Origin of the sequence: Pedobacter aquatilis (assembly GCF_032678405.1) — a bacterium.
Taxonomy (GTDB): Bacteria; Bacteroidota; Bacteroidia; order Sphingobacteriales; family Sphingobacteriaceae; genus Pedobacter; species Pedobacter aquatilis_A.
The window spans coordinates 359112-376926 of the sequence record NZ_JAVTSJ010000003.1 but is presented as its reverse complement, the minus strand read 5'-3'; the positions used below and the strand labels follow the sequence as shown (position 1 = coordinate 376926).

Genomic DNA, 17815 nt, shown 5'->3' with positions numbered 1-17815 from the left:
CTATGAACAGGATTTACTTAATTTGCTGTTGCATAGTGTTGCTGGGGGTTGGTTTGAAATCAAATGCCCAAACTACGCCTGCTGCAAATTTACCTTCGGTAATTAATACAGCTAGTGGCTATGGTAAAATAAATAATGAATTTTATGATTTTGCCATCGGCGAAATGGTGCTTGTTCAAACTTTCCAGGTAAACAGCACCAGCTTAACTCAGGGTTTTTTGCAGCCAATAATTATATCGCAAAATGCTGCCGACTTAATTATCGCCAACAATTTTCTTACGCCTAATGGCGATGGAAAGAATGATTTCTTTGTGGTGAAAGGATTGGAGAAATACCTGTCAAATAAAATAACAATTTTTGATAGGGCTGGCAGGGTGGTTTACAGTGCATCTAATTATCAGAATAACTGGGATGGCTATTACAACGGAAAACCGCTGGCAGAAGATACCTATTATTATGTAATAGATGTTGATGCTGCCGGCACAGCTAAAGGTTTCATCTCTATACTTTATAAAAAATAACGGCTTTGAAAAAATTAAAAATATATATCATCGGGCTGTTATTCTTATTTGCTGCGCCAGCAGCATACAGCCAGCTTAACCCTATGGGTAGCATATATTATCAAAATCAATACCTGGCTAATCCATCTTTGGCTGGTATCGATACAATGATTAACCTAAATGGTGCTTTTAAAGCACAATGGACAAGTATAAAAGGCTCTCCGAGAATTCAATACATTACAGCCGACTTACCAACAAAAAATAAAAAAGTTGGCTTAGGCTTGCTTGTGTATAATGAAAGTGCAGGTTTAATTAACCGTACACGTGCAACTTTTACCTACGCTTATCACCTTAAACTCAATAACGATTCAAGCTTTGTCGATTTTGGATTATCTGCCGGATTAATGAATGAATGGATTGATTTGGGGAAAGCTGTAGGTGACTTGGGTGATGATGTTCTGGGGAATTTCAGTGATAGAAAAGTTTACCTCGATGGCGATTTTGGAATTGCCTACAGAAATAAAAAACTTACCGTTCAGGCAACACTTCCTAATCTTAAAAGATTTCTTAAACGGGATGAGATCAGGAATGTGGTCGACCGCTCAATTTATTTCGCAGCCGTATCTTATAAAATTCCTTTAAAGGGCGAGACTTTGAATATTGTTGAACCTAAAGTAGTTTTTAGGGGAGTAGAAAACTATAAAGGTATTCTTGATGTTGGTGCCAATCTGGGTTTCTTACAACAGAAACTGATGGCAAGTGCTATTTACCATTCAACAAACAGCGTCACGCTTGGTTTTGGCGCAAACTACAAGAAGACCCTGGGATTGCTTTTACAGTATACATCCAATACATCGGCATTGCAGAACTACAGCAATGGTGAATTTGAAATTGGTTTACGCTACAGCTTTAAAAAGTTTTAATCGCTGTATAAATAAGAAAGCCAGTTAAAAAATTAACTGGCTTTCTTATTCTATGTTATCGCCTCCCGGCTTCGTCCCACTTGTTGCGCTCGTCCTGAAGTTCGCGGGCAAGCTTCATTTCCTTGTCCTTAGCTTTCACCTTGTGTGTCTGGAACTCATCGGCAACCTCCTGGTATAATTGTGTTCGGTAAGTTGCTTCTTTCCTAAACTTACCAGTTTGTAAAATTACAATGGCCAATGCCGCCGCCAGTACAATTATAATAGCCCAAACAATTGTATTATAGGTGCCTTTATTAAAAGATATCCCTAAAAAGTTAATTTCATTTACTGAAGCTGTTGCGCTGGCGAGCGAGCTTTCCTTTCCGGTTACTTCTCCTTTCAAGCTGGCAATATTTTCCGCCTGGGCTTTAATTTGTTGTTTAGCCTCCTGTAATTGTTTACGCTCTTTACGCAATGTGTCGTTTACGCTTTTCCATACACCCGATAATCTCGATGGGTTAATTAAGCGTGCACCATAAAGGCTCTTAGATTTTTTTAACATGAATTGATACTGCCCGTTTAAAGATGGGTCGGTATTTTTTGAAGTGTCTTGCTGTGCATGAGCAAATGCGACGTTTAAAAGTATTAACGCCCCTAAACAGTAGATGATGTGTTTAAATTTCTGCATAGTTTAAAAGTAAATGTTAAAATGTAAAACTACATTTTTATACAATTTATTATAAATTAATTTCGGATAGATTACTTTTGTTTCATGCAAATAGGAATTATTGGATTAGGTGATATGGGCAAATTATATGCACTGTCATTTGCAAAAGCAGGCTACAAAGTTTGTGGTGCAGATATGCCTTTACGTTTTAATGATTTAAAAACAGCACTCGAACCTGATGGAATCGAGGTGCTAAATGATGGCCACGAAGTTTCCCGTAAATCAGATTTCATTATTTATTGTGTAGAAGCAGAAAAGATAGAAGAGGTGGTGGCTACATTTGCTTTATCTACAAAGTATGGTGCAATTGTGGCCGGTCAAACTTCAGTTAAACATCCTGAAATTGCTGCCTTCGAAAAATACCTTCCAAAGGAAACACAAATTGTAACCTGTCACTCCTTGCATGGTCCGGCGTTTAGCCCTGAAGGGCAAACTTTAGTCGTTGTACGGCATCGGGCAACAGATGAGGTTTATGCCAGGGCACTTGAAGTATACCAATCTTTAAAATCGAATATCATCGAGATGAGTGATTTTCATGAGCACGACCGTATTGTGGCCGATACACAGGCGGTTACGCACATGGGTTTCGAAAGCATGGGCTCTGCCTGGAAAAACGCAGGCTTTTTTCCCTGGGATAATCCTTCTTATTCAGGCGGTATTGATAATGTTAAAATTCTGACCACACTCCGGATTTTTAGCTACAAATCGCATATTTATGCAGGTCTGGCCATTCTGAATCCCTACGCCCAAAAACAGGTGAAATATTACGCCCAGGCAGAGTCGGAGTTATTTAAGCTGATGATCTGTGAAAATGAAGCGGCTTTCAGGGCTAAAATTTATGCAGCCAGAGATTTCGTATTTCATGAAAGCCGTAAACTGCTTCTTCTTGATGATAATATTATGAAGGAATTCAGTTTATCAGATGCCAGCCACAAGCAGAAACCTAATTCGCATTTAAGTTTATTAAGCATGGTTTATGCCTGGTATAAAATGGGGGTGAATCCTTATGATAACTTAATTTGTCAAACACCGCCTTTTAAATTACGCTTAGGTATCGCTGAATACCTTTTCAAAAATGATGCAATGCTCGAAGAATCTATTCAAACCGCGTTGTATGATAAATCTATTCGTGGTGATGATTTAGAGTTTCACACCGCGGTGCACGAATGGGCATCAATAATCGGTTATGGCGATTTGAAAGGGTATAAAGAACATTTTGAAGCTGCAAAATCATTTTTTGCCAACAGATTAAATGATGGAAGAGACCTAAGCGCTGAGATGATTAAGCGGCTAGGGAAGTAGGGTAAAAATGAATTATTTTGAATTAGATATTAACTGGATTCAAGGATTCAAAATTAGTTCATTTTAAAGTATAAACCTATCGTCCATATAATATATAGACTTTATTTTATTGCTTTAATCTTTCGTTTAGGCAAAAAGTGTATCTTATATTTGCCGCATGTCGGTCATATTATTCACGATAATTGTTTTAGTAGGCGCTTTTTTAGCCGGTTTATTGGGCTCGCTTACCGGTTTAGGTGGAGGCGTAATTATTATTCCGCTTTTAACCTTAGCATTAGGAGTCGATATTCATTATGCCATAGGTGCATCAATCGTTTCGGTTATTGCAACATCTTCCGGTTCGGCGGCTGCTTATGTTAAAGAAGGCATCACAAATATCCGTATAGGTATGTTTCTGGAAATCGCAACTACAGTTGGGGCCATTTGTGGTGCCATAATCGCTGTATACCTTAATGCGAACTACATTGCCATCATATTTGGTTGTATTTTAATTTTCTCGGCCATTATGACGTTGAAGAAAAAGGTTGATCATTCTACTTTAGACGATTCTGATAAATGGGCCAGTTTTTTTAAATTAAACGGGAGCTATCCTGATAAAGGTACAGAGCATAAATATGCCGTGAAGCATGTGCCGGGAGGTTTTTTAATGATGCTTTTTGCCGGTACGCTTTCAGGTTTACTGGGTATAGGAAGCGGAGCTTTAAAAGTAATTGCGATGGATAATATTATGCGTTTACCGTTTAAAGTATCTACAACAACAAGTAATTTTATGATGGGGGTTACAGCAGCAGCAAGTGCAGTAGTTTACCTCCACCGCGGGCAGATCGATCCGGGTATCGCCATGCCGGTTTGTATTGGTGTTTTAACGGGTGCATCATTAGGCTCCAAAATTCTGCTGAAAACCAAAACAGATAAACTTAAAATTGTATTTGCAATAGTGGTTACTTTTCTGGCTTTGCAAATGATTTATAAAGGAATAAGCGCATTGTAATGAGAAAAGCTGACAAAGAAAATTTAAATGACAAAGATATTCAGGTAATTCTGGGTACGCTGTTGCGTGCTGGTGTAATTATTTCAATGAGTATTGTTTTAATAGGGGGGATTATTTTTCTTGTTCATAACAAGGGTGCTATAACTGATTATAAAGTCTTTAAGCCCGAACTTTCTAAGTTTTCGTCGGTAATTTCAATTTTCAAAGGTGTTGCAACATTTCAGGGCGATGCTATTGTTCAGTTTGGGATACTGATGTTAATCTTTACACCTATTGCCCGTATTGTTTTTGCTATCTTTAGCTTTTTAATCGAACGCGATTACCTTTATGTGCTTATCGGATTCATCATATTGGCCATCATTACCATCAGTTTAAACGGTGGTTTAGCACACTAACATATCTTTTCAGGTTAAAGGCCATCATATCAGCAATTTATTTGAAAAAATATTTCGCTAACTATTTGAAAATTAATAATTCTTGTCTATCTTTGCCGTCCCTTTCGGGGGATGTACAACCACCTTGAACGAAGCCCTACTGCTTCGATGGGTGTTAAATTAAAAGATAAAATGTCAGGAATTATTGGAAAAAAAGTAGGAATGACCAGTATCTTCGATGCAGACGGAAAGAATATTCCATGTACTGTAATCGAGGCTGGGCCTTGTGTAGTTACACAAGTGAAGACCGAAGAAAAGGACGGGTATTCATCTATTCAGTTAGGATATGATGAGAAAAAAGAGAAAAACACAACTCAACCGTTAAAAGGCCATTTCGCGAAAGCAAACACAACTCCGAAACGCAAGCTGGTAGAATTCAACTCATTTACAACTGAACTTAATTTAGGTGATGTGGTAACTGTTGATGCATTCGCAGAAGGCGATTTTGTTGATGTTGTAGGTACCTCAAAAGGTAAAGGTTTTCAAGGTGTTGTAAAACGCCACGGATTTGCCGGTGTTGGTATGCAGACTCACGGTCAGCATAACCGTTTACGTGCCCCAGGTTCATTGGGAGCGTCATCATTCCCATCACGTGTATTCAAAGGAATGCGCATGGCAGGAAGAACAGGTGGAGACAGAGTAAAAGTTCAAAACTTACAGGTTTTGAAAGTTTATGCTGAGCAAAACTTATTAGTAGTTAGTGGTTCCATTCCAGGAGCTAAAGGTTCTTACGTAATCTTAGATAAGTAATCAGATGGAAGTTAAAGTATTAAACATTTCAGGTAAAGAAACAGGTGCCAAGGTGCAACTTCCTGAATCGGTATTTGGTATCGAGCCTAACGACCACGCGATTTATTTAGATGTTAAACAGTATTTGGCTAACCAACGTCAAGGTACTCACAAATCTAAACAACGTAATGAGATTGCAGGTTCTACCCGTAAACTATACAAACAAAAAGGTACAGGTGGTGCACGTGCTGGTAGCATTAAATCTCCGTTATTTAACGGTGGTGGTCGTGTTTTCGGTCCTCAACCACGTGATTACAGTTTTAAATTGAACAAGAAATTAAAATCATTAGCACGTAAATCTGCTTTAGCTTATAAAGCAAAAGATAACAACGTGGTAGTTTTAGAAGATTTCAACTTTGATACAATTAAAACTAAAAACTATACAAGTTTATTGGCTGCGTTAAACGTAGGTACTCAAAAAACTTTGTTGGTTTTACCTTCACAAAATAATAATATCTATTTATCAAGCAGAAATGTTGAGAAAACTAAAGTAATTACTGCAGCTGATTTAAATACTTATGATGTATTAAACGCTGGTGTTTTAGTTTTAACTGCAAATTCTGTAAAAACTTTGGAGGAGGCATTTGCCAAGTAATATGGAAATTTTAAAAAAACCAATATTAACCGAAAAAGCTTCAGGTTTAACTGAAAAATTAAACGTTTTCACGTTTAGCGTTAATCATAAAGCAAATAAATTACAGATTAAATCTGCAATTGAGAAACTTTATGGTGTAACTATCGTAGCAATCAACACTATGGTTGTAGATGGTAAAGCTAAATCTCGTTATACTAAAGCAGGTTTTGTTTCAGGCCGTAGCCCGAAATACAAAAAAGCAATTGTAACGTTAAAAGACGGTGAAACAATAGATTATTACGCAAATCTTTAATTTAATTATAACTATGGGCTTAAGAAAATTTAAACCAGTTACTCCGGGTACCCGCTTTAGAGTTGGTGCCAGCTTTACGGAGATTACAGCAACCAAGCCCGAAAAATCATTGGTTGTATCATCAAAAAAGTCTGGTGGACGTAACAATACAGGTAAAATGACTATGCGCTACATCGGTGGTGGTCATAAAAAATCGTATCGTTTAATCGACTTCAAACGCGATAAATTCGATATTCCTGCAACAGTAGCTACTGTTGAGTACGATCCAAACCGTACTGCCCGCATCGCATTATTAAACTATGCTGATGGCGAGAAGCGTTATATCATTGCTCCTGAAGGATTGCAAGTTGGTTCGGTATTATTATCGGGCGATACTGCAGCACCAGAAGTAGGTAACACTTTAAAATTATCGAACATTCCATTAGGTTCTATCATCCACAACGTGGAGATTCACCCTGGAAAAGGAGCACAATTAGCTCGTAGTGCAGGTGCTTACGCACAATTAGCTGCCCGCGATGGTAAATATGCTACTTTAAAAATGCCTTCAGGCGAAACCCGTTTAATCCTGACTACTTGTCTTGCTACTATCGGTGCTGTATCTAATTCAGATCACGCAAACGAAGTATTAGGTAAAGCTGGTCGTAAACGTTGGTTAGGCCGTCGTCCGAGAACAAGACCAGTAGCGATGAACCCGGTAGATCACCCAATGGGTGGTGGTGAAGGTAGATCATCAGGTGGTCACCCTCGTTCAAGAAATGGCGTTTTAGCTAAAGGCTACAAAACCAGAGAACTTAAAAAATATTCTAATCGTTACATCATAGAGAGAAGGAAGAAATAATGGCTCGTTCGATAAAAAAAGGACCTTATATTGACCATAACGTAGAGAAAAAAGTAAACTCTATGAATGATTCAGGCAAAAAGTCTGTAATCAAAACTTGGTCTCGCAGATCAATGATTTCACCAGATTTCGTTAATCATACATTTGCAGTACACAATGGTAACAAGTTTATCCCAGTGTACGTTACAGAAAACATGGTTGGTCACAAGTTGGGAGAATTTGCTCCAACCAGAACATTCAGAGGACACGCTGAAAAGAAAAAATAATTAGACAATGGAAGCAATAGCAAAATTAAACAATTGTCCAACCTCACCGCGTAAGATGCGTTTGGTTGTAGATCTTATCAGAGGTGAACGTGTAGAGAAAGCATTAAGCATTTTAAAGTTTACCAATAAAGAAGCAGCAATAAGAGTTGAGAAATTATTATTATCTGCTATTAAAAACTGGGAAGCTAAAAATGAAGGTGCCCGCCCTGAAGAAAGTCAACTTTTTGTTAAAACAATTATGGTTGATGGTGGCCGTCAGTTAAAACGCTTACGTCCAGCTCCTCAAGGCCGTGGATATAGAATTCGTAAACGTTCTAACCACGTAACGCTGATTGTAGATAGTAAAAACACAGAAACAACTCAAAACTAATTAGGAAATGGGACAAAAAGCAAATCCAATAGGTGCCAGATTAGGAATTATCAAAGGATGGGATTCTAACTGGTTCGGTGGCAACAACTACTCCGATAAATTAGTTGAAGATGAGAAAATAAGAAAATACCTTTCTGCCCGTATCGCTAAAGGTGGTGTTGCAAAGGTTGTTATCGAGCGTACGTTGAAACGTATCACGGTAACTATCCACACAGCTCGCCCAGGTATCGTAATCGGTAAAGCAGGTGCTGAGGTTGATAAAATCAAAGAAGAGTTAAAGAAATTGACTAAAAAGGAAATTCAAATTAACATTTTCGAGATTAAACGCCCAGAACTTGATGCACAATTAGTTGCAGAAGGTGTTGCAAAACAATTAGAAGCAAGGATCTCATTCCGTAGAGCAATGAAATCTTCTATCGCATCAACAATGCGTATGGGTGCTGAAGGTATTAAAATCATGACTTCTGGTCGTTTAGGTGGTGCTGAGATGGCACGTACTGAGCAGTACAAAGAAGGAAGAGTGCCTTTGCATACATTACGTGCTGATATTGACTACGCTTTAGCTGAAGCTTTAACAACTTATGGTAAAATAGGTATTAAAGTTTGGATCTGTAAAGGTGAGGTTTATGGAAAACGTGATTTGTCTCCAAACATTGGTTCGACAAACAACGGTCCAAAAGGCCAATCAGAGAAACCAGCATTCGGCGGAAGAGATAACAGAGGTGGTGGAAGAGATAACCGTGGCGGTGGTGAAAGACGTGGTGGAAACCAAGGTCGCCCAGGTCAAGGTGGTGCAAACAGAGGTGGTGGCGCAGGCGCTAACAGAGGTCCTCGTAAATAATTGATTTATTAACATCGTTTAACGATTAGAACAAAATAAAATGTTACAGCCAAAAAGAACGAAGTTCAGGAAGATGCAAAAAGGCAGAATGAAGGGTTTAGCTTCTCGTGGAGCTGAATTAGCATTCGGATCTTTCGGTATCAAATCTTTAGAAGCAACTTGGATTACAAGTCGCCAGATAGAGGCTGCCCGTATCGCCGTAACACGTTTCATGAAACGTGAAGGACAGGTGTGGATCAGAATTTTCCCTGACAAACCGGTAACTAAGAAACCTGCTGAGGTACGTATGGGTAAAGGTAAAGGTGCTCCTGAGTATTGGGTAGCAGTTGTAAGACCTGGACGCGTAATTTTCGAAGCTGAAGGTGTGCCTTTAGAAGTAGCTAAAGAAGCATTACGTTTAGCAGCTCAGAAATTACCAATCCAAACCAAATTCGTAGTACGTAGGGATTACGTAGAAGCATAGTAAAGTGTTGAGGTGAATGTTGTAAATACTTGTTTATTATAACCGCTACACTCAACGTAAAAGAAAAGAAAAATGAAAAATTCAGAAATCACAGGGCTTTCAAAAGAAGAATTAGTAGCTAAGATTGCGGAAGAAAAAGAGAACTTATCAAAATTGAAGTTCGCTCACACTATTTCAGCTATCGAAAATCCTTCGCGTATTGCAAAAGTAAGGAAAGACATAGCCCGTTTAAACACTCAGTTGACTAAAGTGAAAAACAGCGAGTCAGCTACTGAAACCAAATAATTTGAGAGTCGACATGGAAAGACAATTAAGAAAAACAAGAACCGGGTTAGTGGTAAGCAACAAGATGGATAAATCTGTTGTAGTGAGCGTGGAGCGTAAAGTGAAACACCCGATTTATGGTAAGTTCGTAAAGAAAACTACCAAATTTATGGCTCACGACGAGAAAAACGAATGCGGTATCGGTGATACAGTATTAATTATGGAAACTCGTCCTTTGAGTAAAAACAAGAACTGGAGATTGGTACAAATTTTAGAAAGGGCTAAATAAGATGGTACAACAGGAATCGAGATTAAACGTTGCTGATAACAGCGGCGCAAAAGAAGTATTAGTAATTCGCGTGCTAGGTGGAACCGGCAAACGTTATGCTTCAATTGGTGATAAAATAGTTGTTACCGTAAAAAGCGCTTTACCTTCGGGTAACATTAAAAAAGGTACAGTTTCTAAAGCAGTTGTTGTAAGAACTAAAAAAGAAATCCGTCGTAAAGATGGTTCTTATATCCGTTTTGACGATAATGCTGCTGTATTATTGAACGCACAGGATGAGCCAAGAGGTACACGTATCTTTGGCCCGGTTGCGAGAGAACTACGTGAAAAACAATTCATGAAAATTGTGTCATTAGCACCGGAGGTATTATAAAATGGGAAACAAAGTAAATACACCAAAACTTAAAATCCGCACTGGAGATTTAGTTAAAGTAATTGCTGGCGATTCAAAAGGTCAACAAGGAAAAGTACTTTCAGTACAAACAGATAAAAACAGAGCCATTGTAGAAGGCATTAACTTAGTATCGAAACATACTAAACCAAATGCTGCAAATCCTAACGGTGGTATTATTAAAAAAGAGGCTGCTCTTCATATTTCTAACTTGATGTTGGTTGATCCAAAATCTGGTAAAGCTACACGCGTGGGTCGTAAACTTAACGCTGATGGCAAAATCGTTAGAGTTGCTAAAATATCAGGAGAGGAGATTAAATAATGGCTACTACACCAAGATTAAAAAGCAAGTACAAAGAAGAAGTTGTAAGTGCATTAAAAGAGAAATTTCAGTACAAAACTGTAATGCAGGTTCCTAAATTGGAAAAAATCTGTATCAATCAGGGTGTTGGTCGTTTTTCTGTAACAGATAAAAAGATTATGGATACTACAATCGTAGAGTTGACTACCATTACTGGTCAGCAAGCGGTTGCAGCTAATTCAAAGAAAGATATCTCTAACTTTAAATTACGTAAAGGTATGCCAGTAGGTGTACGCGTAACATTACGTGATAACAACATGTATGAGTTCTTAGATCGTTTGATCTCTGTTGCTTTGCCACGTATCCGTGATTTCAAAGGTATTAACGATAAAGGTTTTGATGGTAAAGGTAACTACACTTTAGGTGTTACTGAACAAATCATCTTCCCTGAGATAAATATCGATAAAATCAATAAAATTTTAGGGATGGATATAACTTTCGTAACTTCGGCAAAATCTGACGTTGAAGCGCTTGAGTTATTGAAACAATTCGGATTACCATTTAAAAATCAAAAAACAGCAGAATAATGGCAAAAGAAGGTGTAAAAGCACGCGAAGTTAAGCGCCAAAAATTGGTAGCTAGATACGCTGAAAAACGTGCAGCATTAAAAGCTGCAGGAGATTTCGAAGGTTTAGATAAATTACCTAAAAACTCATCTCCGGTACGTTTACACAACCGTTGTAAATTAACTGGCCGTCCTCGTGGTTATATGCGTACCTTTGGTATCTCAAGGGTAACGTTCCGCGAAATGGCGCTAGACGGTAAAATACCAGGTGTTAAAAAAGCATCTTGGTAATATAGCTTAGAGCTGAAAGCTTAAAGTCTAAAGCGAATAAACCCGCTTTAGGCTTTAGTCTTTTTGCTTTTCGCTTAAAAAAGAATTTTAACCGGTAGCAGGTCCCACAGCTGGGTAGCAGAAGGAAACCACTATCAAAAACAATAAATAATGAATACAGATCCAATAGCAGATTATTTAACAAGAGTAAGGAATGCCATTAAGGCCAACCACAGAGTTGTAGAAATTCCTGCATCAAACCTTAAAAAGGAAATTACTAAAGTACTTTTTGATAAAGGTTACATCGCGAACTATAAGTTTGAAGATACTACAGTTCAAGGCACAATTAAAATCGCTTTGAAATACAATCCGATTACTAAAGTTCCTGCTATTCGTACATTAGTGCGAGTAAGTAAACCAGGTTTGAGAAACTACGCTGGTGTTGAAAATATGCCAAGAGTATTAAACGGTTTAGGTATCGCAATCTTATCTACTTCTAAAGGTGTAATGACTGATAAAGAAGCAGCCAAATTAAACATTGGTGGTGAGGTATTGTGTCACGTTTATTAATATTTAGGAGAACAACACAATGTCAAGAATAGGAAAAGCCCCAATTACAGTACCTGCAGGTGTTACTATCACGGTATCTAACGATAACGTTGTTACAGTAAAAGGCCCTAAGGGAGAATTATCGCAAGCAGTTGATAAAGATATCACTGTAAGCCAGGAAGATGGAATTTTATCAGTTCAACGTCCATCAGATCAAAAGAAACACAAAGCTTTACACGGTTTATACCGCTCATTGCTTAACAACATGGTTGTTGGTGTTACAGAAGGTTATACATTAACTCAAGAGCTAGTAGGTGTTGGTTACCGTGCTACAAACACAGGTAATACACTTGATTTAGTTTTAGGTTATTCTCACCACTATGTATTCCAGTTACCAGCTGAGATTAAAGTTACCACACAATCAGAAAAAGGACAAACTCCTAAAATCATTTTAGAGAGTATCGACAAACAATTGATTGGCCAGGTAGCAGCGAAAATCCGTTCGTTACGTGCACCAGAGCCATATAAAGGTAAAGGTATCAAGTTTGTAGGTGAAGTGTTAAGAAGAAAAGCAGGTAAATCAGCATCTAAAAAATAGTAATCATGGCAGGTAAAAAATTATCAAGAAGAGATCGTATAAAAAAAGGGATCAGAAAAAGACTTACCGGTTCGGAAGAGCGTCCAAGGTTATCTGTATTTAGAAGCAATAAAGGTATTTATGCGCAGGTAATTAACGATGTAACCGGTAAAACAATAGTTTCAGCATCATCATTATCAAAAGATTTTGCAGGTACTGGAAGCAAAAGCGACCAATCAGTTGCAGTAGGTAAATTAGTTGCTGAGAAAGCAATTGCTGCTGGTGTTAAAGAAGTTGTTTTCGATAGAAATGGCTATTTATACCACGGTCGTGTAAAATCGTTGGCAGAGGGTGCCCGCGAAGCTGGTTTAGTATTTTAATCTGAAGAAAAAGTAAGATGTCAACTATCAATATAAAAAGAGTAAAAACCACCGATATCGAATTAAAGGATCGTTTGGTTAGTATACAACGTGTTGCCAAAGTAACCAAAGGTGGCCGTACTTTCAGCTTCTCAGCAATTGTTGTTGTAGGTGATGAGAACGGTGTTGTTGGTTTCGGTTTAGGTAAGGCAAAAGAGGTAACTGAAGCAATTGCTAAAGGTGTGGATGATGCTAAAAAGAACTTAGTTAAAGTTCCGATTTTAAATGGTACAGTTCCTCACGAGCAAATTGGTAAATTCTCAGGTGGTTTCGTTTTAATTAAACCAGCTGCAGTAGGTACCGGAGTAATTGCTGGTGGTGCGATGCGTGCTGTATTAGAGAGTGCTGGCGTTCATAACGTATTAGCAAAATCTAAAGGTTCATCAAATCCTCACAACGTGGTAAAAGCAACTGTTGATGCATTAACTAAAATGCGTGATGCTTATACAGTAGCTCAGACCCGTGGTATCGATTTAAACAAAGTTTTTAACGGATAATATCATGGCTAAGATCAAAATAACACAAGTAAAAAGCGTTATCGACAGAAGCGAGCGCCAAAAAAGAACCGTTCAGGCTTTAGGTTTATCTAAAATGAACCAAAGTGTTGAGGTAGAAGCTACTCCGCAAATCATTGGTATGATTCGCAAAGTGAATCACTTAGTAGCAATCGAAGCAATTTAATAAAGAAAATTAGAGCTAGTACGGGGTAAAATCTGTACTAGCTTTATGTATGTTTAATCGTTGTACCTGTTTAGTGAAAGCGAAGGGCAACACAAATTCAAAAAAATGAATTTAAGTAATTTAAAACCTGCAAAAGGTTCTACAAAAAACAGTAAGAGAATTGGTCGTGGTACAGGTTCAGGCCGTGGTGGTACTTCAACCCGTGGTCACAAAGGTGCTGGTTCACGTTCTGGTCACTCAACTAAAATTGGTTTTGAAGGTGGTCAAATGCCTTTACAACGTCGTGTGCCTAAAGTTGGTTTCAAACCAATTAACCGTACCGAATATGTTGGTGTTAACTTAGATGTTTTACAAGGTTTAGCAGAAAAATTCAACTTAACTACAATAGATTTTGCTACTTTGCAAGAACATGGTTTAGCTTCTAAAAATGACCTGGTAAAAGTTTTAGGTCGTGGTGAAGTTAAAGCAAAATTAGAAGTTACAGCACATGCGTTTTCTGCAACCGCACAAAAAGCTATCGAAGCAGCAGGTGGTTCAATTGTAAAATTGTAATTATTAAATGAAGAAGCTATTTACTACTTTAAGTAATATCTGGAAAATTCAGGAATTAAAAGAGCGTATTTTATTTACGGTCATGATTCTTTTGGTATACCGTTTCGTATCTCACGTGGTTTTGCCAGGTGTAGATCCATCAGCTTTAGGAGCTAACGAAAAGTCAGGTATCTTAGGCTTACTGGATATGTTTGCCGGAGGTTCTTTCTCTCGTGTTTCTATTTTGGCTTTAGGGGTAATGCCTTATATCTCTGCATCGATTGTGGTGCAATTATTGGGTATTGCTGTTCCGACTTTCCAAAAAATGCAGAAAGAAGGTGAAAGTGGTAGAAAAAAACTGAACCAGATTACACGTTATTTAACAGTAGCCATCACGATTGTTCAATCTGTTGGTTATGTTAAAACACAAGTTCCGGAAACGGCAATTTTGCCTATCATGAGCCAAACGATGTTCTATGTCGTATCTACATTTGTATTAACAGCTGGTACATTATTCGTAATGTGGCTTGGCGAAAAAATTACAGATAAAGGTATTGGTAATGGTACATCATTGATTATCATGACAGGTATCATCGCTCGTTTACCTCAGGCAATTAGTCAGGAGTTTTCTGATAAAGTTGGTGCATCAAGTACTGGTGGAGGCCCCGTGGCATTAGTATTGGAAGTTGTTGCCTTATTTGCGATTGTAATGTTTACTATCTTAATTGTACAAGGTGTACGTAAAGTGCCTGTACAATATGCAAAAAAGATAGTTGGTAATCGTCAGTTTGGTGGTGTACGTCAATACATTCCTTTAAAGGTTAATGCTGCAGGTGTAATGCCAATCATTTTTGCGCAGGCATTAATGTTTATTCCTGGTGCATTAATTCAGTTTGTTCCTTCATTACAAGGATCGTGGTTAATCCAGTTTAGCAACACAACATCGTTGGCTTACAGTTTAACATTTGCATTTTTAATTATTGCATTTACATTCTTCTATACAGCAATTACTGTAAATCCTACTCAAATGAGTGATGATATGAAGAAAAACGGTGGTTTTATTCCAGGCGTTAAACCTGGTTTGGCTACATCAACTTTTATTGATGATGTAATTTCTAAAATCACTTTCCCTGGTGCGGTATTTTTGGCAATTATTGCTGTATTACCTTCAATAGCTGTTAAGTTTGGTATTAAGCAAGAATTTGCACACTTCTTTGGAGGTACATCGTTACTCATCTTAGTAGGTGTTGTTCTGGATACTTTACAACAAATTGAAAGTTACCTTTTAATGCGTCATTACGACGGTTTAATGAAAACAGGCAGAGTTACTGGCAGAACCGGTGTTCCGGCAGCAAGTAGTAATGCAGCGTTGTAAGAAATGAAATTATTGAATTTTGGATGATTGAATGAGCAAAATGTTAAAATCAACATTTTGCTCAATCAAAATTCATTCATTCAAAACTTTAAAAAATGTCTAAAATTTATTACAAATCTCTCGAAGAGATTGAGTTAATAAGAGAAAGTTCTCTACTGGTTTCGAAAACCCTGGCAGAAGTTGCCAAGATCATCGGACCAGGTGTTACAACAGATCAGCTGGATAAACTGGCTTATGAATTTATGAAAGACAATGGTGCGATACCTGCTTTCTTAAATTACAATGGTTTTCCAAAGTCTTTATGCATATCTCCGAACGAACAAGTTGTTCATGGTATTCCTGGCGATTATGTAATTAAAGAAGGAGATTTGATATCTGTTGACTGTGGTGTAATTAAAAATAACTATTTCGGCGATTCGGCATATACTTTTTCGATTGGAGCGGTTGATGCAGAAAAGCAGAAGTTATCAGCTGTTACCAAGCAATGCCTGGAATTGGGTATTGATAAGGCAGTTGTCGGAATGCGGATTGGTGACATTGGTTTTGCCATTCAACAGTACGCAGAAGCAAATGGATTTGGAGTAGTAAGGGAACTTGTAGGACATGGTGTAGGTGTAAAGCTTCACGAGAAACCGGAAGTGCCTAATTATGGAAAACGTGGTAGCGGACCAAAACTTGAAGAAGGAATGGTAATCGCAATTGAGCCAATGATTAATGCCGGCGTTGCAGGTGTTAAGTTTCATAAGGACGGATGGACAGTAACAAGTAAAGACAACAAACCTTCAGCACATTTTGAACATACAATAGCAATTAAAAAGGGGCAGGCAGATGTTTTATCAAGCTTTTCTTTAATAGAAGAAGTTTTACAACAAAAAAAATAAATAATTAAAATTTTTTATTTAATTTTGCAACCCTGTTTAGAAGCAGCTAATTAAGTAACAATCAATAAAATATGGCTAAACAAGCCTCAATTGAACAAGACGGCGTAATAAGAGAAGCATTATCAAATGCGATGTTCCGTGTAGAACTCGAAAACGGACATGAGATTATTGCGCACATTTCAGGAAAGATGCGGATGCACTACATCAAAATTCTTCCTGGTGATAAAGTAAAACTGGAGATGTCTCCTTATGATTTAACAAAAGGACGCATCACTTATAGATACAAATAAAATGAAAGTTAGATCATCAATTAAAAAACGTAGCGCTGATTGCAAGATTATTCGCCGTAAAGGTAAACTTTACGTTATCAACAAGAAGAATCCAAAATTCAAGCAACGTCAGGGGTAATTAAAAAATATTGTAATAAACCGTACAACGGTGGCCCGCCGTTCGGAATTACTTAAAAACATAATATAAATATGGCAAGGATTTCAGGTATTGATTTACCAAGAAACAAAAGAGGAGAGATCGGTTTAACTTATATCTACGGTATAGGAAGAACAACTGCACAACGTATTTTAACTACTGCAGGTATCGATTTAAACAAAAAAGTACAAGACTGGTCTGATGATGAGTTATCAGCAATTCGTACAATGATTAACGATGAGATTAAAGTAGAAGGTGCTTTACGCTCAGAGGTTCAGTTAAACATTAAACGTTTAATGGATATTGGTTGTTACCGTGGTTTACGTCACAGAAAAGGTTTACCTTCTCGTGGTCAGCGTACTAAAAACAACTCACGTACTCGTAAGGGTAAGAGAAAAACAGTTGCTAACAAGAAAAAAGCTACTAAATAGAAATTGATAGATTTGTACAGTTTAGATGTGTGTATCACATTTTAAAAATCTGCTCAAATCTGGAATAAAAGAGAAAATTAAGATACTGAGTATCGGGATAGTAAAAATAACCTATCTCAAGTCTCATATCTAGAATCTAAAAAATAAAATGGCTAAAAGTAAAAAAGTAACAAAAAAACGTATCGTTGTAATTGAGCCTGTTGGTCAGGCACATATCAATGCTACTTTCAACAACATCATCGTTACATTAACCAACAACAACGGACAGACTATCTCATGGTCTTCTGCTGGTAAAATGGGCTTTAAAGGTTCTAAAAAGAACACGCCGTATGCAGCTGGTCAAGCAGCTTCAGATTGCGGTAAAGTTGCATTTGACTTAGGTTTACGTAAAGTTGAAGTTTTTGTAAAAGGTCCTGGTTCAGGTCGTGAATCTGCAATCAGGACATTACAGGTAGCAGGATTAGAAGTAACATCTATTAAAGATATTACACCACTTCCTCACAACGGATGTCGTCCTCCTAAAAAGAGAAGAGTTTAATTAATTTTAAAGCTAAGAAT

Annotated in this window: 32 protein-coding genes; 31 read left to right on the top strand and 1 reads right to left on the bottom strand. The window is 37.6% G+C overall.

All coding sequences use genetic code 11. The features are described 5' to 3' along the window. Positions 1-2: 2 nt before the first annotated feature. Together R2R71_RS10945 and R2R71_RS10940 are read left to right on the top strand one after the other, a co-directional pair. A complete protein-coding gene (locus tag R2R71_RS10945) occupies positions 3-521 on the top strand; it encodes a gliding motility-associated C-terminal domain-containing protein (protein WP_316831302.1) in 519 nt (172 codons plus the stop codon). Between the two features lie 5 nt (positions 522-526). Continuing rightward, the gene (locus R2R71_RS10940; RefSeq protein ID WP_316831301.1) at positions 527-1423 is read left to right on the top strand and encodes a PorP/SprF family type IX secretion system membrane protein; all 897 of its coding nucleotides are present in this window, start codon (positions 527-529) and stop codon (positions 1421-1423) included. Between the two features lie 55 nt (positions 1424-1478). Here the strand turns inward: R2R71_RS10940 and R2R71_RS10935 are convergent, their stop codons facing one another. Continuing rightward, positions 1479-2090, bottom strand: a complete 612-nt coding sequence (locus tag R2R71_RS10935; RefSeq protein WP_316831300.1) for a hypothetical protein — start codon at positions 2088-2090, stop codon at positions 1479-1481. An 84-nt stretch (positions 2091-2174) separates the two neighbouring features. Between R2R71_RS10935 and R2R71_RS10930 the strand changes: the two genes are divergently transcribed. The 29 genes from R2R71_RS10930 to rpsK all read left to right on the top strand — a co-directional run bounded on the left by R2R71_RS10930 (position 2175) and on the right by rpsK (position 17795). Then, positions 2175-3431: a prephenate dehydrogenase gene (locus tag R2R71_RS10930; RefSeq protein WP_316831299.1), complete on the top strand. Its 1257-nt coding sequence runs from the start codon at positions 2175-2177 to the stop codon at positions 3429-3431. A gap of 157 nt (positions 3432-3588) precedes the next feature. Further along, positions 3589-4422 (top strand): sulfite exporter TauE/SafE family protein, encoded by an 834-nt coding sequence (locus tag R2R71_RS10925; RefSeq protein WP_316831298.1) that lies wholly within the window; start codon positions 3589-3591, stop codon positions 4420-4422. Next, the gene (locus R2R71_RS10920) at positions 4422-4817 is read left to right on the top strand and encodes a DUF1634 domain-containing protein (RefSeq protein WP_316831297.1); all 396 of its coding nucleotides are present in this window, start codon (positions 4422-4424) and stop codon (positions 4815-4817) included. The genes R2R71_RS10925 and R2R71_RS10920 overlap by 1 nt, the downstream gene beginning before the upstream one ends. Before the next feature lie 171 nt (positions 4818-4988). Then, complete coding sequence (gene rplC, locus R2R71_RS10915; RefSeq protein ID WP_290241746.1) at positions 4989-5606, top strand: 50S ribosomal protein L3; 618 nt, start codon at positions 4989-4991, stop codon at positions 5604-5606. Positions 5607-5610: 4 nt separating this feature from the next. Further along, entirely contained in the window at positions 5611-6240 is a 630-nt protein-coding gene (gene rplD, locus R2R71_RS10910) for a 50S ribosomal protein L4 (protein WP_316831296.1), read from the top strand. 1 nt (position 6241) lies between these two features. Beyond that, positions 6242-6532, top strand: a complete 291-nt coding sequence (gene rplW / locus R2R71_RS10905) for a 50S ribosomal protein L23 (protein WP_231459159.1) — start codon at positions 6242-6244, stop codon at positions 6530-6532. A gap of 13 nt (positions 6533-6545) precedes the next feature. After that, entirely contained in the window at positions 6546-7370 is an 825-nt protein-coding gene (rplB, locus tag R2R71_RS10900; RefSeq protein ID WP_316831295.1) for a 50S ribosomal protein L2, read from the top strand. Further along, positions 7370-7636, top strand: a complete 267-nt coding sequence (gene rpsS / locus R2R71_RS10895; RefSeq protein ID WP_010599906.1) for a 30S ribosomal protein S19 — start codon at positions 7370-7372, stop codon at positions 7634-7636. Before rplB ends, rpsS begins: the two co-directional genes overlap by 1 nt. 7 nt (positions 7637-7643) lie before the next feature. Beyond that, complete coding sequence (rplV, locus tag R2R71_RS10890) at positions 7644-8006, top strand: 50S ribosomal protein L22 (protein WP_113951796.1); 363 nt, start codon at positions 7644-7646, stop codon at positions 8004-8006. A 7-nt stretch (positions 8007-8013) separates the two neighbouring features. Further along, positions 8014-8847, top strand: coding sequence for a 30S ribosomal protein S3 (gene rpsC / locus R2R71_RS10885; protein ID WP_316831294.1), 834 nt, complete (start codon positions 8014-8016; stop codon positions 8845-8847). 40 nt (positions 8848-8887) lie between these two features. Continuing rightward, entirely contained in the window at positions 8888-9310 is a 423-nt protein-coding gene (gene rplP, locus R2R71_RS10880) for a 50S ribosomal protein L16 (protein WP_010599903.1), read from the top strand. Positions 9311-9382: 72 nt separating this feature from the next. Continuing rightward, positions 9383-9595 (top strand): 50S ribosomal protein L29, encoded by a 213-nt coding sequence (gene rpmC, locus R2R71_RS10875; RefSeq protein WP_039475207.1) that lies wholly within the window; start codon positions 9383-9385, stop codon positions 9593-9595. A gap of 13 nt (positions 9596-9608) precedes the next feature. Continuing rightward, on the top strand, positions 9609-9863 hold the full coding sequence (gene rpsQ, locus R2R71_RS10870) for a 30S ribosomal protein S17 (RefSeq protein WP_010599901.1): 255 nt from the start codon (positions 9609-9611) through the stop codon (positions 9861-9863). 1 nt (position 9864) lies between these two features. Further along, the gene (rplN, locus tag R2R71_RS10865) at positions 9865-10233 is read left to right on the top strand and encodes a 50S ribosomal protein L14 (protein WP_008244575.1); all 369 of its coding nucleotides are present in this window, start codon (positions 9865-9867) and stop codon (positions 10231-10233) included. Position 10234: 1 nt separating this feature from the next. Beyond that, the gene (rplX, locus tag R2R71_RS10860; RefSeq protein ID WP_124561703.1) at positions 10235-10573 is read left to right on the top strand and encodes a 50S ribosomal protein L24; all 339 of its coding nucleotides are present in this window, start codon (positions 10235-10237) and stop codon (positions 10571-10573) included. Next, positions 10573-11139, top strand: coding sequence for a 50S ribosomal protein L5 (rplE, locus tag R2R71_RS10855; protein WP_316831293.1), 567 nt, complete (start codon positions 10573-10575; stop codon positions 11137-11139). Before rplX ends, rplE begins: the two co-directional genes overlap by 1 nt. Beyond that, entirely contained in the window at positions 11139-11408 is a 270-nt protein-coding gene (gene rpsN / locus R2R71_RS10850) for a 30S ribosomal protein S14 (RefSeq protein ID WP_039475193.1), read from the top strand. The genes rplE and rpsN overlap by 1 nt, the downstream gene beginning before the upstream one ends. Positions 11409-11555: 147 nt before the next feature. Continuing rightward, positions 11556-11957 (top strand): 30S ribosomal protein S8, encoded by a 402-nt coding sequence (gene rpsH / locus R2R71_RS10845; protein WP_231427289.1) that lies wholly within the window; start codon positions 11556-11558, stop codon positions 11955-11957. 19 nt (positions 11958-11976) lie between these two features. After that, positions 11977-12534, top strand: coding sequence for a 50S ribosomal protein L6 (gene rplF / locus R2R71_RS10840; RefSeq protein WP_316831292.1), 558 nt, complete (start codon positions 11977-11979; stop codon positions 12532-12534). A gap of 5 nt (positions 12535-12539) precedes the next feature. Then, the gene (gene rplR, locus R2R71_RS10835) at positions 12540-12893 is read left to right on the top strand and encodes a 50S ribosomal protein L18 (protein WP_316831291.1); all 354 of its coding nucleotides are present in this window, start codon (positions 12540-12542) and stop codon (positions 12891-12893) included. Between the two features lie 17 nt (positions 12894-12910). Continuing rightward, complete coding sequence (rpsE, locus tag R2R71_RS10830) at positions 12911-13429, top strand: 30S ribosomal protein S5 (protein ID WP_010599893.1); 519 nt, start codon at positions 12911-12913, stop codon at positions 13427-13429. 4 nt (positions 13430-13433) lie between these two features. After that, positions 13434-13613, top strand: coding sequence for a 50S ribosomal protein L30 (gene rpmD, locus R2R71_RS10825; protein ID WP_115402667.1), 180 nt, complete (start codon positions 13434-13436; stop codon positions 13611-13613). Between the two features lie 105 nt (positions 13614-13718). After that, positions 13719-14165 carry a 50S ribosomal protein L15 gene (rplO, locus tag R2R71_RS10820; RefSeq protein WP_316831290.1) on the top strand — a complete coding sequence of 149 codons (447 nt, stop codon included), beginning with the start codon at positions 13719-13721 and terminating at the stop codon, positions 14163-14165. Between the two features lie 7 nt (positions 14166-14172). Continuing rightward, the gene (secY, locus tag R2R71_RS10815; protein WP_316831289.1) at positions 14173-15519 is read left to right on the top strand and encodes a preprotein translocase subunit SecY; all 1347 of its coding nucleotides are present in this window, start codon (positions 14173-14175) and stop codon (positions 15517-15519) included. 95 nt (positions 15520-15614) lie between these two features. After that, complete coding sequence (gene map, locus R2R71_RS10810) at positions 15615-16400, top strand: type I methionyl aminopeptidase (protein ID WP_316831288.1); 786 nt, start codon at positions 15615-15617, stop codon at positions 16398-16400. Between the two features lie 71 nt (positions 16401-16471). Beyond that, entirely contained in the window at positions 16472-16690 is a 219-nt protein-coding gene (infA, locus tag R2R71_RS10805; RefSeq protein ID WP_010599888.1) for a translation initiation factor IF-1, read from the top strand. A 1-nt stretch (position 16691) separates the two neighbouring features. Next, positions 16692-16808, top strand: coding sequence for a type B 50S ribosomal protein L36 (gene ykgO, locus R2R71_RS10800; protein ID WP_082434884.1), 117 nt, complete (start codon positions 16692-16694; stop codon positions 16806-16808). 71 nt (positions 16809-16879) lie between these two features. Next, positions 16880-17257, top strand: a complete 378-nt coding sequence (gene rpsM, locus R2R71_RS10795; protein ID WP_010599886.1) for a 30S ribosomal protein S13 — start codon at positions 16880-16882, stop codon at positions 17255-17257. A 148-nt stretch (positions 17258-17405) separates the two neighbouring features. Beyond that, entirely contained in the window at positions 17406-17795 is a 390-nt protein-coding gene (rpsK, locus tag R2R71_RS10790; RefSeq protein ID WP_039475175.1) for a 30S ribosomal protein S11, read from the top strand. Positions 17796-17815 lie beyond the last annotated feature (20 nt).

Coding starts and splice junctions, on each gene's coding strand:
- R2R71_RS10945 (WP_316831302.1), top strand. CDS start 3: ATGAACAGGATTTACTTAATTTGCTGTTGCATAGTGTTGCTGGGGGTT.
- R2R71_RS10935 (WP_316831300.1), bottom strand. CDS start 2,090: ATGCAGAAATTTAAACACATCATCTACTGTTTAGGGGCGTTAATACTT.
- R2R71_RS10930 (WP_316831299.1), top strand. CDS start 2,175: ATGCAAATAGGAATTATTGGATTAGGTGATATGGGCAAATTATATGCA.
- R2R71_RS10925 (WP_316831298.1), top strand. CDS start 3,589: ATGTCGGTCATATTATTCACGATAATTGTTTTAGTAGGCGCTTTTTTA.
- R2R71_RS10920 (WP_316831297.1), top strand. CDS start 4,422: ATGAGAAAAGCTGACAAAGAAAATTTAAATGACAAAGATATTCAGGTA.
- rplC (WP_290241746.1), top strand. CDS start 4,989: ATGTCAGGAATTATTGGAAAAAAAGTAGGAATGACCAGTATCTTCGAT.
- rplD (WP_316831296.1), top strand. CDS start 5,611: ATGGAAGTTAAAGTATTAAACATTTCAGGTAAAGAAACAGGTGCCAAG.
- rplW (WP_231459159.1), top strand. CDS start 6,242: ATGGAAATTTTAAAAAAACCAATATTAACCGAAAAAGCTTCAGGTTTA.
- rplB (WP_316831295.1), top strand. CDS start 6,546: ATGGGCTTAAGAAAATTTAAACCAGTTACTCCGGGTACCCGCTTTAGA.
- rpsS (WP_010599906.1), top strand. CDS start 7,370: ATGGCTCGTTCGATAAAAAAAGGACCTTATATTGACCATAACGTAGAG.
- rplV (WP_113951796.1), top strand. CDS start 7,644: ATGGAAGCAATAGCAAAATTAAACAATTGTCCAACCTCACCGCGTAAG.
- rpsC (WP_316831294.1), top strand. CDS start 8,014: ATGGGACAAAAAGCAAATCCAATAGGTGCCAGATTAGGAATTATCAAA.
- rplP (WP_010599903.1), top strand. CDS start 8,888: ATGTTACAGCCAAAAAGAACGAAGTTCAGGAAGATGCAAAAAGGCAGA.
- rpmC (WP_039475207.1), top strand. CDS start 9,383: ATGAAAAATTCAGAAATCACAGGGCTTTCAAAAGAAGAATTAGTAGCT.
- rpsQ (WP_010599901.1), top strand. CDS start 9,609: ATGGAAAGACAATTAAGAAAAACAAGAACCGGGTTAGTGGTAAGCAAC.
- rplN (WP_008244575.1), top strand. CDS start 9,865: ATGGTACAACAGGAATCGAGATTAAACGTTGCTGATAACAGCGGCGCA.
- rplX (WP_124561703.1), top strand. CDS start 10,235: ATGGGAAACAAAGTAAATACACCAAAACTTAAAATCCGCACTGGAGAT.
- rplE (WP_316831293.1), top strand. CDS start 10,573: ATGGCTACTACACCAAGATTAAAAAGCAAGTACAAAGAAGAAGTTGTA.
- rpsN (WP_039475193.1), top strand. CDS start 11,139: ATGGCAAAAGAAGGTGTAAAAGCACGCGAAGTTAAGCGCCAAAAATTG.
- rplF (WP_316831292.1), top strand. CDS start 11,977: ATGTCAAGAATAGGAAAAGCCCCAATTACAGTACCTGCAGGTGTTACT.
- rplR (WP_316831291.1), top strand. CDS start 12,540: ATGGCAGGTAAAAAATTATCAAGAAGAGATCGTATAAAAAAAGGGATC.
- rpsE (WP_010599893.1), top strand. CDS start 12,911: ATGTCAACTATCAATATAAAAAGAGTAAAAACCACCGATATCGAATTA.
- rpmD (WP_115402667.1), top strand. CDS start 13,434: ATGGCTAAGATCAAAATAACACAAGTAAAAAGCGTTATCGACAGAAGC.
- rplO (WP_316831290.1), top strand. CDS start 13,719: ATGAATTTAAGTAATTTAAAACCTGCAAAAGGTTCTACAAAAAACAGT.
- secY (WP_316831289.1), top strand. CDS start 14,173: ATGAAGAAGCTATTTACTACTTTAAGTAATATCTGGAAAATTCAGGAA.
- map (WP_316831288.1), top strand. CDS start 15,615: ATGTCTAAAATTTATTACAAATCTCTCGAAGAGATTGAGTTAATAAGA.
- infA (WP_010599888.1), top strand. CDS start 16,472: ATGGCTAAACAAGCCTCAATTGAACAAGACGGCGTAATAAGAGAAGCA.
- ykgO (WP_082434884.1), top strand. CDS start 16,692: ATGAAAGTTAGATCATCAATTAAAAAACGTAGCGCTGATTGCAAGATT.
- rpsM (WP_010599886.1), top strand. CDS start 16,880: ATGGCAAGGATTTCAGGTATTGATTTACCAAGAAACAAAAGAGGAGAG.
- rpsK (WP_039475175.1), top strand. CDS start 17,406: ATGGCTAAAAGTAAAAAAGTAACAAAAAAACGTATCGTTGTAATTGAG.